General features: G+C 61.6%; 11 protein-coding genes. 2 read left to right on the forward strand and 9 right to left on the reverse strand.

Features of this window, described 5'->3' with window-relative positions:
* Positions 1-79 precede the first annotated feature (79 nt).
* On the forward strand, positions 80-949 hold the full coding sequence (locus tag ABWV89_RS09230; protein WP_353395972.1) for a transglycosylase domain-containing protein: 870 nt from the start codon (positions 80-82) through the stop codon (positions 947-949).
* Here the strand turns inward: ABWV89_RS09230 and ABWV89_RS09235 are convergent.
* Positions 889-2109 (reverse strand): BaiN/RdsA family NAD(P)/FAD-dependent oxidoreductase, encoded by a 1221-nt coding sequence (locus ABWV89_RS09235; protein ID WP_353395973.1) that lies wholly within the window; start codon positions 2107-2109, stop codon positions 889-891. The two genes, ABWV89_RS09230 and ABWV89_RS09235, sit on opposite strands and share 61 nt — an antisense overlap.
* Positions 2110-2119: 10 nt before the next feature.
* The gene (locus tag ABWV89_RS09240) at positions 2120-3061 is read right to left on the reverse strand and encodes a LysR family transcriptional regulator (protein WP_353395974.1); all 942 of its coding nucleotides are present in this window, start codon (positions 3059-3061) and stop codon (positions 2120-2122) included.
* A 204-nt stretch (positions 3062-3265) separates the two neighbouring features.
* On the opposite strand from ABWV89_RS09240, the gene ABWV89_RS09245 reads away from it, so the two are divergent.
* Positions 3266-4039, forward strand: a complete 774-nt coding sequence (locus tag ABWV89_RS09245) for an SDR family NAD(P)-dependent oxidoreductase (protein ID WP_353395975.1) — start codon at positions 3266-3268, stop codon at positions 4037-4039.
* A gap of 35 nt (positions 4040-4074) precedes the next feature.
* Here ABWV89_RS09245 and ABWV89_RS09250 read toward each other — a convergent pair whose 3' ends face one another.
* From ABWV89_RS09250 to nirB, 7 genes are all read right to left on the reverse strand, one after another.
* Positions 4075-5199, reverse strand: coding sequence for a sterol desaturase family protein (locus ABWV89_RS09250; protein WP_353395976.1), 1125 nt, complete (start codon positions 5197-5199; stop codon positions 4075-4077).
* Between the two features lie 120 nt (positions 5200-5319).
* The gene (gene cobA, locus ABWV89_RS09255; protein WP_353395977.1) at positions 5320-6135 is read right to left on the reverse strand and encodes a uroporphyrinogen-III C-methyltransferase; all 816 of its coding nucleotides are present in this window, start codon (positions 6133-6135) and stop codon (positions 5320-5322) included.
* A gap of 11 nt (positions 6136-6146) precedes the next feature.
* Positions 6147-7052, reverse strand: a complete 906-nt coding sequence (gene ybiB / locus ABWV89_RS09260; protein ID WP_353395978.1) for a DNA-binding protein YbiB — start codon at positions 7050-7052, stop codon at positions 6147-6149.
* Positions 7053-7157: 105 nt separating this feature from the next.
* On the reverse strand, positions 7158-9935 hold the full coding sequence (locus tag ABWV89_RS09265; RefSeq protein WP_353395979.1) for a nitrate reductase: 2778 nt from the start codon (positions 9933-9935) through the stop codon (positions 7158-7160).
* A gap of 29 nt (positions 9936-9964) precedes the next feature.
* Positions 9965-10348 carry a nitrite reductase small subunit NirD gene (gene nirD / locus ABWV89_RS09270; protein ID WP_353395980.1) on the reverse strand — a complete coding sequence of 128 codons (384 nt, stop codon included), beginning with the start codon at positions 10346-10348 and terminating at the stop codon, positions 9965-9967.
* Between the two features lie 12 nt (positions 10349-10360).
* Positions 10361-11173 (reverse strand): type IV pili methyl-accepting chemotaxis transducer N-terminal domain-containing protein, encoded by an 813-nt coding sequence (locus ABWV89_RS09275; protein ID WP_353395981.1) that lies wholly within the window; start codon positions 11171-11173, stop codon positions 10361-10363.
* Positions 11170-13632 (reverse strand): nitrite reductase large subunit NirB, encoded by a 2463-nt coding sequence (gene nirB / locus ABWV89_RS09280; RefSeq protein ID WP_353395982.1) that lies wholly within the window; start codon positions 13630-13632, stop codon positions 11170-11172. Before nirB ends, ABWV89_RS09275 begins: the two co-directional genes overlap by 4 nt.
* Positions 13633-13862: the final 230 nt, after the last annotated feature.

A 13862-nucleotide genomic window follows, 5' to 3' on the forward strand; every position in this document is an offset into this window, starting at 1 on the left:
TCTTGCCTAAGATGAGGCGTATCGACTGAAACACCGACACTGCACCAGGTGTGGTGGCGGTGCGTGAGGGAGGAACCCGATGCCCTTGTTTACAGGGCCAGCATGGCGCGTGGTGCGCCGTGCGTGGCTCTTGCTGCTGTGTGTGACGATCCCTTTGGTGGGCGTGGGCACGGTGTATTTTGTGCTTGTGGTTCGGCAGGCGCATCAGGACACCCCATCCATCGTCCACAAGGCGTGGCTGCGTCATGGCCATGCGGTCAAGCTTGATGCCCTGTCCGAGGAACGCTTGCAGTGGTTGCTTGCGGTGGAGGATCCGTCGTTTTTTCAGCACCGTGGTGTCGATGTCTCCACCCCGGGTGCTGGCATGACCACCATCAGCCAGGGGCTGGTCAAGCTGCTGTACTTTCCTGAGGGGTTTCAGCCAGGCTTTGCGAAGCTCAGGCAAACCCTGATTGCCCGCTACGCCTTTGATGCGCAGGTTTCCAAGCGTGAGCAACTGGCGCTGCTGCTGAACATGGCCTACCTGGGCGAGCATGAGGGCAAGCCTGTGCGAGGTTTTGCAAAGGCGGCGCGGGTCTACTTTGCCAAACCCTTCACTGCACTGAGTGACGAGGAGTACCTTTCGCTGGTGGCGATGCTGATGGCGCCCAATCGGCTCAAGCCCGGTTCGTCAGCCCTGGCTGACCGGTTGACCCGTGTGCACGCATTGCTCAATGGCAAGTACCGGCCGAGCAAGGTATCGGATGTAGATTACGACGGTGGTCATGATATGACCTGGGAGCAAGCCTTGTTCACCACCTTCGTTCAGTGGCTGGCACTGAACGAGCGCGCTGAGAGCCTTGAGAGCCTTGGGGCCAACGAAGGGGAGGTGGGCCGTGAGCAGGGTGGCTACTGGGGCAATGCCATCGCGCATGCGTGTGCGCTTGACCATGCCCACTGGAAGTTGTAGCCACCGAGCCAGCCCGTCACGTCTACCACCTCGCCAATGAAGTACAGCCCTGCCTGCGCTTTGACCTCCATGGTCTGAGCGGAAAGCGCTGCGGTATCGACACCGCCCACGGTCACCTCCGCCTTGGCGTAGCCTTCGCTGCCATTGGGCGTGAGCTGCCAGTGTTTGACATGTTCGGCCAGACGGTTGAGCGCTTTGTCGCTGCACTCCATCACCGGGCGCAGCCACTGATCATCCTGCTGTACCCATGCATCTGCCAGCCTTGATGGCAGCCATTGGCCCAGGACATTGCCCAGCTGTTTGCGCGAATGGGTCTTGGCGCTGGAGAGTTCGGCCGCCAGTTCGACCTGGGGCAACAGATCGATATCGATGCTGGCGCCAGCCTGCCAGTAGCTGGATATTTGCAGAATGCCAGGGCCCGAGAGACCGCGGTGCGTGAACAGCAGGTCTTCGTCAAATCCGGTGCGTTTTTTCTTGCTGCCAGTGCTGATGCGCACGGGCATGGCAATGCCGGCCAGGTCGGCATAGGGCTTCCAGGCGTCTCCATCAAAGGTCAGCGGTACCAGGCCTGGCCGGGTATCGACCACGTTGATGCCGAACTGCCGGGCGAGCTCAAAGCCAAAGCCGGTGGCACCGATCTTGGGGATGGAGTATCCGCCTGTGGCCACCACCAGGCTGCGTGCTTTCACCGTTCCTTTGTGCTCGGTATCGACCTCGTAGCCACCTTCGCTGCCATCGGTTCGCCGCACCGCTTTCACGCCACAAGGCTGCCAGCGCTGTACGCCACCGGCATCGCATTCGCGCAGCAGCATGTCGATCAGGTCGCCGGCGGAATGGTCGCAAAAAAGCTGGCCTTTGTGTTTTTCGTGGAAGGGAATGTGATGGCGCTGCATGAGCGCAATGAAATCGGCCGGCGTGTAGCGAGACAGTGCAGAGCGGCAGAAGTTCTGGCTGCTGCCAAGGTAGTGCTGCTGAGGGGCTCGGGTGTCGATGTCGCGGTTCGTGAAGTTGGCACGCCCACCGCCGGAGATGCGGACCTTCTCTGCCACCTTGGCACTGTGATCGACAAGCAGCACGCGCAAGCCTCGTTGCCCTGCTACGCCGGCACAGAAGAGACCTGCGGCACCTGCGCCGATGATGATGACGTCGAAGACTTGCATGCAGGTGAGTTTAGCTCTGACCTCGGTGTCGGTGTGACAGGTCGTTGGTCTCCGCCTGCGTTTGAATGAGCTCGATCAAGGCGGACATGGCTGGGGTCATCTGACGGCGGCTGGGGTGGTAGAGGTAGAGTCTTTCTGCCGGGGGCATCCAGGCTTGCAGCACTGGCACCAATCGATTCTGCTCGATGAGGGCTTGGCAGTCGTGTTCAAACACGTATGCCAGGCCCACACCTTCGCAGGCGCTGTTGATCGCCAGGTTTGTGGCGTCAACCTGCAATGGGCCCTTGATGTTGACGCTGAAGGGGCGGCCTTGATCGCTGAACTCCCACGCATAGGCTTTTCCATTGGGGAAGCGCAGGCCGATACAGGCGTGTTCGAGCAACTGCCCGGGGTGCTCAGGCGTGCCGAAACGTTCCAGATATGCAGGGGACGCCACTACGTTGAAGCGAATGGCTCGCCTCACCGGCACAGCCAGCATGTCCTGCTCAAGGGACTCGCCAAACCTGAACCCTGCATCGAAGCCTTGCTCGACGATGTTGACCAGGCTGTCATCGGTCACGAGGGTGATTTGCAGATCGGGGTGCTGTTTGGTCAAGGCGTTGATCAGAGGGCTGACGACGTGCACTGCCAAAGACCGGGGGGCATTGAGGCGCAAGTGACCAGTGACCTTCGTTGAGTGCGCTCGAAGATCCGCCAAGGCTTGCCTGATGTCCTGGAAGGCGGGTGCGAGGGTGGTGAGAAGTTCGCTCCCTGCGTCTGTGGGGGTGACGCTGCGCGTGGTGCGATTCAGGAGCCGAACGCCCAGGCTGGCTTCCAGGCGTCGCAGGCTGTGGCTCAAGGCCGAGGGTGAGCTGTCGCGCTTTTCTGCAGCCAGGCGAAAGCTCCTGTATTGCGCGACCGCGCAGAAGTTCTCCAGATCGGCGAAGTTGAGCGGATCTTGTTGTTCATTCATGAATGCGGTTCAACAGGTCATTGAAGAAAAGGGCGCTTGTCATTCACTGGTTGAGTGGCATCTGGATCGGGTGTAGCCACGGGTGTGTATCGGGCAGGGATGCCACTTTGCACGGGCTGGGTACATGTTCATCAACGCTGTGTCGATCGGATTGGCGCAGTCCCTTATTGAATATCGGACATTGAATATTGGAGTATCGGAAAAATGGAAATACCAGTTGCATCAACAGAGTTTCAGGGGCGGACGTTTTGGGTCAGCGGTGCATCTTCAGGCATTGGTGCCGCCACTGCCTTGGCTCTGGGGCAGGCAGGGGCCAACGTGGCCTTGGTGGCGCGCCGTCGCCAGGCCCTGGAGGCGGTGGCCGCGAAAATTGACGAAGGGCCGGGGCGAGCCCTGGTGATTGCAGCAGACCTTAGCCAGGAGGCTCAGGTCAAGGCTGCCGTTGAGGCTGCCGTGGCCCGGTTTGGTGGCCTTGACGGAGCATTCAACAACGCCGGGATGCTGGGTGACGCACAGAGCCTGCATCTGACGGGTGATGCGGAGATGCATGCAGTGCTTCAGGCCAACGTGATGTCGGTGTTCTGGAGCATGAAGCACCAGATTGCGTCCATGCTGAGTTCGGGTGGCGGTTCCATTGTGAACACCAGTTCCATTGCCGGGGAGCTGGGATTTGCGAACCTTGGCCCCTACGTGGCCAGCAAGCATGCGGTCAATGGACTGACGCGTGCGGCAGCCTTGGAGTATTTTCAGTCGGGTCTGCGTTGCAATGCCGTAGCGCCAGGCCCGATCAGAACGCCGATGGCTGAGCAAGGCTTTGGCGGTCTGGAGGAAATGGATACCAGTATGAAGGCGTCCCCGGCCGGTCGTGCAGGTGAGCCTGTCGAGGTGGCTGCCATGGTGCTGTTCCTGCTGTCAAAAGCTGCAAGCTACGTCAACGGGCATGTGCTGACAGTGGACGGCGGATTCTCGATTGCATAGGTCACATGGCTTGAGAGGGTCTGGTTGAAAGTACTTCAGCCTTTCCACACAAACGGAAACTTCAGCTGTTTGAGAAAACCATCCGGCACATAGTCACCCAGCACGCCGTAGTGGTCTGGCCATTTGCGGTCGCTTTTCACGGCGGTGCCAAAGAGGTGATCCAGGAAGGCGTAGTGGGCCGCATAGTTGCGGTCCAGCGCCTCCTGATCCTGGCTGTGGTGCCAGTGGTGGAAGTTGGGGGTGACGATGAGGTAGCTCAATGGACCCAGACGCACGCTCACGTTGGCGTGGTTGAACACGGCCTGGAAACCGACCACGATGATGTAGGCGTCGATGACTTCCTTGGAAAAGCCCAGTACGAAGATGGGGGCGAGCACCAGAACCCGGGTCAGCAGAATTTCGATGACGTGCTGGCGCGAGCCGGCGAGCCAGTCCATGTGCTTGGCACTGTGATGCACGGCATGCAGGCGCCACAGCAGCGGCACTTCGTGATAGGCGCGGTGCGTCCAGTACTGCACCAGATCAGCCACCAGAATGATGAGCGGCAAGGCGGCCCAGAAGGGCAGGTTGGCGATCCAGTGGCGAATGCCATCGTTGGCAGCCCAGCCGAACAGCTTGTGCACCAGCAGGTTGGTCGCCAGCAGCATGAAGCCGATGAGCATGTGGTTGACAATGAAGTGGTTGAGGTCGGTCTGCCACTCAGGGCGAAACACAGGCTGATCCTTGCGGTGTGCGAACAGCTTCTCGATGAAGATGAAGATCAGCGCTGAGCCGAGCAAGTCGAGGATGAACCAGTCCAGGCCGATGTAAGGCGTGCCGTCAGCGAAATCGTTGACGGGGACCTTGTGACCACCCAGGAAGGCGGTGAGCACGACAAAACCAAATGCCACAAACGACAGCCAGGGCGTGCGACGCAGCAGAATGTTCACCAGGCTGAGTCCGCCCGAGACCACCATGGCGACGAACATGATCAGCCGGATGGTGTCGACGTCGTAGCTTTGCCGAAGCTCGGGTGTGGTCAGGTACTGCGGAAAGTGAAAGGCCAGCACGCCCAGAAAACACAGCATGGCCAGCGAAAGCGCAATGACGCCTGAGACGAAGCCCTTGCCGGTGCGAAGCTCGCCGTGGCTTTCCGAGAGCTGGTTGATTTTGCTGAACACGGGGTGTCTCCTGCAGGGTTTTTGTTGTTCGCGGGGCGGCGTCATCCGTCGCCAATGGCGTTTGCAGGAGTGTACCCATTGAACCGGGGTGCCAGTCCCCTGGCACGGCAGGCAAGGGCTTCAGGCTGCCCGGAGTGCGTCGAGCTGATCGGGCCGGGAGGCGGCGGCGATGCCGCTGACCACGTCACCGACGACGATGATGGCAGGGCTGCCCAGGCCCTCCTGTGCGAGCGTTGTGGTGAGTTCACCCAGCGTACTCACCGCATGGCGCTGCTCGGGCAAGGTGGCATGCTGGATGATGGCCAGCGGTGTGGATGCGGGCAGGCCCTTGAGCAGACCGGCTTCGATCTGGCTGGCGCTGGACACGCCCATGTAGATCACGAGCGTGAGCTTGGCCTTGTGGGCTGTATTGGACAAGCCCTCCCAGTCTGTGCCCTGGTCACCAGGCTTGGCATGGCCGGTGACAAACACAACGCCATGGGCATGGTCACGGTGGGTGAGCGGCACGCCAAGCGAAGTCAGGCCGGCCAGACCGGACGTGATGCCATTGACCACCTGGACCGGGATGCCTGCGTGCTGGAGGTGCTCCACTTCTTCTCCGCCGCGACCGAAGATGAACGGGTCGCCGCCCTTGAGGCGAACCACGACCTCGCCTTCGCGTGCTGCCATGAGCATGAGCTTTTCGATGAATGCCTGGGGAGTGCTTTTGCACCCGCCGCGCTTGCCCACGTGCACCACGCGCACATCTGGCCGCGCGTGCTCGAGGACGGCCTCGTTGACCAGATCGTCGATCAGAAGCACCGTGGCCGCGCTGATGGCTTTGACGGCCTTGATGGTGAGCAGGTCCGGGTCGCCGGGGCCGGCGCCCACAAGCGTCACAGTGCCTGGGGCGAACACCAACCCCGTTCGGGAATCATCGTGTTGCGGGACGGTCATGTCGTGGCTCCTCATGATTTTCCGATCTCTCGCAAGATGTGGGCCACCTGAATGGCTACTGGGGAGGGTACAGGTAAGGAGTTGTTCATGACTGCACGAATATAGGCAGCCGTGGCATGCGCGCTGCACTCGGACGGCAGCTCGGGCAGCTTTTGTAGCGAACCTTCTTGCTGTGGTTCCAACAGGTGGCGTTGCCCCTGGCGAAACGCTTCCATTTGAGGGGTGCGGCGGGCATCGGCCACGGGTTCGCCTTCCGTGCCTCGCAGCAGCATGGCGTGTGTGCCGGTCAAGGCAAAGGTGTCTGCCATGGACACGGCGTACTCCGGATGGGTGTAGCTGGCCACGATGAAAGCCGAACCCTGGCAGGGGTTCATCAGCTTGACGACGCTGTGCGCCGGATTGCGCAAGCCCACCACGCGACGCACATCGAGCAGATTCTTAAGGCCTGGGGACATGACCTCTGTGGGCACGTAGGCCAGCTCACCTGGTGCAATGGAGGGCACAGTGGTGGCAATGTCCTGATCCAGTGCCCGAAGCACCGATTCGGTGCTCACACGGCGCTCCTCTGTGGCGGTGCCGTGAATGATCACCGCAGCCCCCTCTCTGGCGAGCAAAAGCCCGAGCAGGGGGGTGAGCACCGGTAGCTTGCGCGCGCCGTTGTAGCTGGGCAGCACCACGGTGGTGGTGCCATTGTCGGGAATACGTTGCAGGCGAGCGTGGGTGGCATCCAGAAAGCCAGCCATCTCTTCCGGGGTTTCACCCTTGATTCGCATGGACAGGCAAAAAGCACCCACTTCAAGCTCGGTCACGCTGCGGTCGATGACCTGGCCGAACAGGTCTGTGGCCTGCTCGCGCGTGAGTGCGCGGGCCCCGTCTTTTCCGCGACCGATTTCCTTGATGTACTGACTGATTCCCATGGGTGGCAATTGTCAGTGAATTTTGATGACTTTGGGTAATAAGGACATGCCGGGAGGCGCGGGGTACACCCTTGGGGACGGGTGTAGGACGGGTGTACTGGGACTTCAGGCGGTCTGGCTGGCCGGGTGGATGGCGATGATTTTTCGCAGTTCGGGCAGGCAGGAGCCACAGTTGGTGCCGCAGCTGAGCTTTTTCTGCACCTTGGCCAGACGCTCTTCGGGAGTGCCTTGAGCTTCTTGCAGCTCGTCCACAATCGCGTCTTCACTGACCCCAAAGCAGGTGCAGACCTCCTTGCCTTTGGTGGCCAGCGCCACCGGGGGCGTACCGCCAGGCATCAGGACCAGGCGCCCGTATTGCCTGGCCGGCAGCTCGTCCTTGATCAGGTTCTTGATCCAGGCTTCTGAAGAGGCATCGCCTGCCAGCATGACGGCGCGCAGCTGCACTTCCTCTCCGTCGGGGGTGAAATGCGCACTGCGGCGCTGGTGCTGCCGCTTGTCGGCATAGCGCAGGGCGTCTGCTGCGTCCAGGCCGAGCAGTTCCTCGATGCGCTCGAGGACGGCATCATCCACAGGTGCCGTGGCGGCGGCCCGGAGCAAAACACCTGTGCGCTCACGGCCGAAAGGAACACATGCCGCGTGGTCAAACGAAGGCATGAGGGAGCGCAGTTCGCTGAGGACGGCATGTGCGCGGCTGGCGGGAAGCCAGGCCATGGCCAGCAGACGCCAGGGCAGTTTGGCCCGGCTCACACGGATGGCAGTGTGCTTGAGTTCGGGTTGCTTGGATGTGGGGCAGTAGGCGGGCGTCGTCAGGGCGTTGATGCCGCCGATGGCCTTGCCGTCAATGTCGCGGCCGCTGAGGTACTCGCTGCCCCAATGCATGGCCACGAAAGCCTGGGAAGCCTGAATGGCATCGCTGGCCTGGGCGGGCAGCACCAGTGTGCCGCGTTGGCTGGCCAGCTCCACGAGGTCACCCTCAGCGATGCCGCGGCGCTCCATGTCGTGGGCATTGAGCTCCACCACGGGTTCCGGTACATGGCCAAAGAGCCGACCCAGCGTGCCGGTGCGCGTCATGCCGTGCCACTGGTCACGCAGGCGGCCGGTGGTCAGCGAGAACGGGTAGCGGGCTTCGCGCCGCTCAGCGACGGGCTTCCATGGCGTGGCGTTGAACCTGGCCTTGCCGCTGGCAGTCGGGAATACGCCGTCGGCATACAGGCGATCTTTGCCCTGGCTGGCGCCTTCCGGCATGGGCCATTGCTGCGGGCCTTGCTTTTCCAGGATGTCAAAGCTCAGCCCCGTGATGTCGAGGTCACGGCCTCGGGTGCTTTCGCGGTGCTCCAGCCAGATGCTTTCGGTGTCCTGGTAGGGGAAGAGGTCGGTCAGCTCGGGGTGGATGCGCCTTTGCAGGCTTTGCGCCACGTCGACGGCAATGCGCCAGTCGGAACGGGCTTCGCCAGCGGGCGGCACGGCAGCGAGGGTCCGAGAAATGCGGCGCTCGCTGTTGGTGACGGTGCCTTCCTTTTCGCCCCAGGTAGCTGCGGGCAACAGCAGGTCTGCATAGTCGCAGGTGGCAGCGGTGGAAAAAGCTTCCTGCACGATGACGAACTCGGCCCGTTCCAGCGCACGGCGTACGGTGGCCTGATCGGGCAGGGATTGCGCCGGGTTGGTGCAGACAATCCAAAGCGCCTTGATCTCGCCATCGGCTGCCGCCTGAAACATGTCCACGGCCGTCTTGCCGGGCTTTTCTGGCACAGAAGGTACGCCCCACAGCGCTGCCACTTCAGCACGGTGCGCAGGGTTGGCCATGTCGCGGTGGGCGGAGAGCAGGTTGGCCAGGCCGCCGACTTCCCGGCCGCCCATGGCGTTGGGCTGCCCGGTGAGCGAGAACGGGCCTGCACCGGGCTTGCCGATCTGGCCGGTGGCCAGGTGCAGGTTGATGAGCGAAGCGTTCTTGGCCGTGCCACTGCTGCTCTGGTTCAGGCCCTGGCAGTACAGACTGAGTGTGGCGCCCGAGGTGGCAAACCATTGGGTGGCCTGCTGCAACTGTTCGGTGCTGATGCCGCAGATTTCAGCCACATGGGCCGGGGTGTATTCACGGACCAGTGCTTTGAGTTCTGAAAAACCTTCGGTGTGCGCGTCGATATAGGCCTGGTCAACCCAGCCTTCCCACAGCATGAGGTGCAACATGCCATGAAAGAGGGCGACGTCGCTGCCGGGCTGAACCGGCAGGTACAGGTCGGCCAGGCCCGCAGTGTCGGTGCGACGCGGGTCGGCCACGATGACCTTCATGTCGGGGTTCTTGCGCTTGGCATCCTCGATGCGGCGGAAGAGGATGGGGTGCGCAAACGCCGTGTTGCTGCCCACGATGAACAGGCAGTCGGCATGGTTGACATCGTCGTAGCAGGCAGGCGGTGCGTCGGCGCCGAGCGTGGCCTTGTAGCCGGCCACGGCACTGCTCATGCACAGGCGAGAGTTGGTGTCGACGTTATTGGTGCCGATGAGGCCTTTGGCCAGCTTGTTGAAGACGTAATAGTCCTCGGTGAGCAACTGGCCGCTGAGATAGAGGCCAACAGCGTCCGGGCCGTGGCGGGTCACCACATCAGCCAGCCGGTTGGCGGCCAGCGCAATGGCTTCGTCCCATTCGATGGCCTGTGGCGCAGCGCCCCGCTGGGCGCGTTGCATGGGTTGCAACAGGCGCGTTTGCAAGGTGATGGGCTGTGCAGCCGTCAGGTGCAGTGTGCTGCCCTTGGTGCACAGCTTGCCGAAATTGGCAGGGTGGTCCGGGTCGCCCCGAACGCCCGTGATCTGCTGGCCATCCGACTCGATGAGCACACCGCAGCCAACGCCGCAGTAAGGACAGGTGGACCGGGTGGTGGTTTTGCTCATCGTGTCTCAGGCGTTCAGTTGGGTGAGCTTCAGGCGGGCTGCCTGCGGCGTGCCGGGCCCGCGATGGGGCGCTCCAGATCGGTGGCGTGAGTGCTCAGCTCATGGGCATCCAGGAACACTTCTCCGTCTTCCACCTTGAGTGCGAATTTCGGCGTGCAGCCTTCATCGGGTGCCATGGCCTGGCCGTCGCACATGCCGATGGTCCAGTTGTGCAGCGGGCAAGTGACGTGCACGCCGAACACGATGCCTTGCGACAGCGGTCCGCCCTTGTGGGGGCAGCGATCGAGCAGGGCAAAGACCTCGTCCTTGTCGTTGCGGAAGATGGCCACGTCCAGCCCCTGCTCGCGCGACACGCGGCGCGAGCCCAGGACAGGGATGTCTTCAACTTTGCAGATGGCGATCCATTGGCTCATGGTTTGGCTTTCTCATGCTTCGAGGGAAGCGAACAGGTGGGTGACTTTGTCCATCACCTGCAAGAGGTTCTCGCTGGTGACGAAGACGTCGGACAGGTAGGTCTTGTTGGGCGTGCCAGGGTCTAGGCGCTTGAGCGCGTGCTGGAAGAACACCCATTGGGTCTCACCCAGCTGCAGTTCGGCCAGGATGCGCGGCGTGGCTTCAGGGGCAGCCTTGAGCCTGGCGAGGGCGGCCTCGAATTCACCTCGGGCCTTTTGCAGCTCGGCCATTGAGGCGTCTGTGTCTACTCCCATGGCCGATGTGAAATAGAACTTGGCCATGCGCTGGGTCAGCATGCGTTGCCGTCCTGCCAGATTGACCAGAGCTCCGGTCGCCTGGTTTTGCACAGCTTCATATTGCTGCGTGCCCTGGTGCGCAAGTGACAGCACGCGTGCGTCGGCACGGATGAGCGTGCGAACGGCATCCGGGGTGCTGGTGGTGCTTCCTAGCAGGCTTTGCAAGTCGTTCCACGAAGCCGCGAGGCTGAGGTAAGTGGAGCGGATTTCTTGCGACGGGGCCTTGGCAGAGAGGTCCGTCAGCTGCTTTTCAAACAGGGATTTCGAGCTTTCCAGGACCTTCAGGGCAGCGGCATGGCCCGGGAGCATGGTCGATGCCAGCCAGGCCTTGATCACGCGCTGGGACAACATGCGTTGTCGACCCGCCATGTTGATGGCGAGGTTGAGTTCGGCTGGTGTCCATGGCGCAGCGCCTGTTCCCTGGGCCCATGCAGAAGGCAGGGCCGCGCAGGCAAGCGCCACGAAAGAGCGACGCTGTAGTTTCATCATGCCGTCTCCTGAGCCTTGGCCGAGAGCGTCTCGAACTGACGCGTGTCGACGCCGGCTTTGTCGAACTCGAACCAGGGGTCGGGCTCACCGTCGAGAGCGAACAGCAATTCTTCGTTCAGTGCCTTGCGGCCTTCGGCATCATCCAGGATGCGCTTCTTGATGTAGTCCAGGCCCACCCGGTTGACGTAGTGCACGGTGCGCTCCAGGTACCAGCCCTCCTTGCGATAGAGCTGGATGAAGGCGCCGGTGTACTCCAGCACTTCCTCCGCAGTTTTGAGCTTGACCAGGAAGTGCGCAACCTCGGTCTTGATGCCTCCGTTGCCGGCGATGTACATCTCCCAGCCGCTGTCCACACCAATGATGCCGACGTCCTTGATGCCTGCCTCGGCACAGTTGCGCGGGCAGCCCGAGACGGCGTACTTGACCTTGTGCGGCGCGTACATGCGCCAGTGGGCGCGTTCCAGATCTTTGCCCATCTGGGTCGAATCCTGTGTACCCATGCGGCACCATTCGCTGCCAACGCAAGTCTTTACCGTGCGCAGTGCTTTGGCATAGGCGTGTCCACTGGGCATGCCGATGTCCTTCCAGACATGAACCAGGTCTTCCTTCTTCACGCCGAGCAAGTCGATTCGCTGGCCGCCGGTGACCTTGACGGTCGGGATCTTGTACTTGTCGACTGCATCCGCAATGCGACGTAGTTCGTCTGCCGATGTTTCTCCACCCCACATGCGCGGAATGACCGAGTAGGTGCCGTCTTTCTGAATGTTGGCGTGAGTGCGCTCGTTGATGAAGCGGCTTTGTGGGTCGTCTTTGGCTTCCTTGGGCCAGGTGCTGATCAGGTAGTAGTTGACCGCTGGGCGGCAGGTGGCGCAGCCATTGGGCGTTTTCCACTCCAGGAACTTGAACGTATCGGCGATGGTGAGCAGCTTGTTTTGTGCAATGGCCTCGCGAACTTCCTGGTGACTGCGATCGGTGCAACCGCACACGGCCTTCTTCTTGGGCGTGGCGGAGTAGTCGCCGCCAGCGGTGAACATCAGAATCTGCTCGACCAGGCCTGTGCAGGAGCCGCAGGAGGCGCTGGCCTTTGTGTGCTTCTTGACTTCATCAAGCGTGAACAGGCCCTTTTCCTTGATGGCCTTGCAGATGGCGCCCTTGGTCACACCGTTGCATCCGCAGACTTCGTCGGTGTCGGCCATGGCCGCTGCTTTGCTCTGGCTCTGATGGCCGGTATCGCCCAGGTGGTTTTCGCCGAACATCAGCTTGTCTCGGATGTCCTGGACGGTGCGGCCTTCGCGCAGCAGTTTGAAGTAGTAGCTGCCGTCCACCGTGTCGCCATACAGACAGGCGCCGACCAGCTTGTCGTCCTTGATGACCAGCTTTTTGTAGACACCGCCGAACGGATCGCTCATCACGATCTCTTCGGTGCCATCGCCACCCATGAAGTCGCCAGCAGAGAAGAGATCGATGCCGGTGACCTTGAGTTTGGTGGAGGTGAGCGATCCGGTGTAGCGGCCAATGCCGAATTCAGCCAGATGGTTGGCCAGCACTTTTCCCTGTTCAAACAGCGGAGCCACCAGGCCGTAGGCGATGCCACGGTGAGCAGCACATTCGCCCACTGCATAGATACGGGGGTCGGTCACAGTCTGCATGGTGTCGCTGACCACGATGCCACGGTCAACGTGCAAGTGCATTTTCTGGGCGAGTTCGGTGTTGGGGCGGATACCGACCGCCATGACCACCAGGTCAGCCTCGACTTCCGAGCCATCCTTGAACCTGATGGCCTTGACGCGACCTTTGTCGTCGCCCACCAGCTCTTGTGTCTGCGCGCCGATCAGGAAGTTCATGCCGCGGTCTTCCAGCGACTTTTGCAGCATCTTGCCTGCGACATCGTCGAGCTGGCGCTCCATCAGCCATGGAGCCACGTGCACCACAGAGACGTTCATGCCGCGCTTCATCAAGCCGTTGGCAGCTTCCAGTCCCAGCAGGCCGCCGCCGATGACCACAGCGCTCTTGTACCGGGTGGCTGCGTCGATCATGGCTTCGGTGTCCGCGATGTCACGGTAGGCCAGAACGCCGTCCAGATCCTTGCCAGGGATGGGCAGGATGAACGGGTTTGAACCGGTGGCCATGATGAGCCTGTCGTAAGGCACTTCCAGCGTCTGACCTTCGCCGTTCACCGCAGTCACGATGCGCTTGGTGCGGTGCACGTCGGTGACTTTATAGCCCGCGTGCAGGGTGACGTTGTTTTCCTTGTACCAGTCCCAATCGTTGAGAACGATTTCTTCCAGCGTCTGCTCTCCAGCCAGCACAGGCGAGAGCATGATGCGGTTGTAGTTGGGGTGCGGCTCGGCGCCAAAGACAGTGATGTCGTACAGGTCAGTGGTGAGCTTGAGCAGCTCTTCCAGGGCACGCACGCCTGCCATGCCATTGCCAATCATCACCAAGTTCATCTTTTTCATTGCGACCACTCCTGACAAAAGCTCGCGGGTTGCCGGCCACCATGGCCTGCGTAGGGAAGGAAGGGTGTCAGGTGTCTGCTGCTGAAACCAGGTGCAGGCAGACGTCAGACATTTCCGAAATGTGGGGGTACGGGATTGCTCTGCTGGAGAGCACACTCTGACCAGGCGCCGTTGCCGGGGGACAGGTGTTGGGTGCGCGCCGTTGCACACCGGGCTCCAGACCAGGGTGT

The sequence above is a fragment of the Hydrogenophaga sp. 5NK40-0174 genome (assembly GCF_040372165.1).
GTDB lineage: Bacteria > Pseudomonadota > Gammaproteobacteria > Burkholderiales > Burkholderiaceae_C > Hydrogenophaga.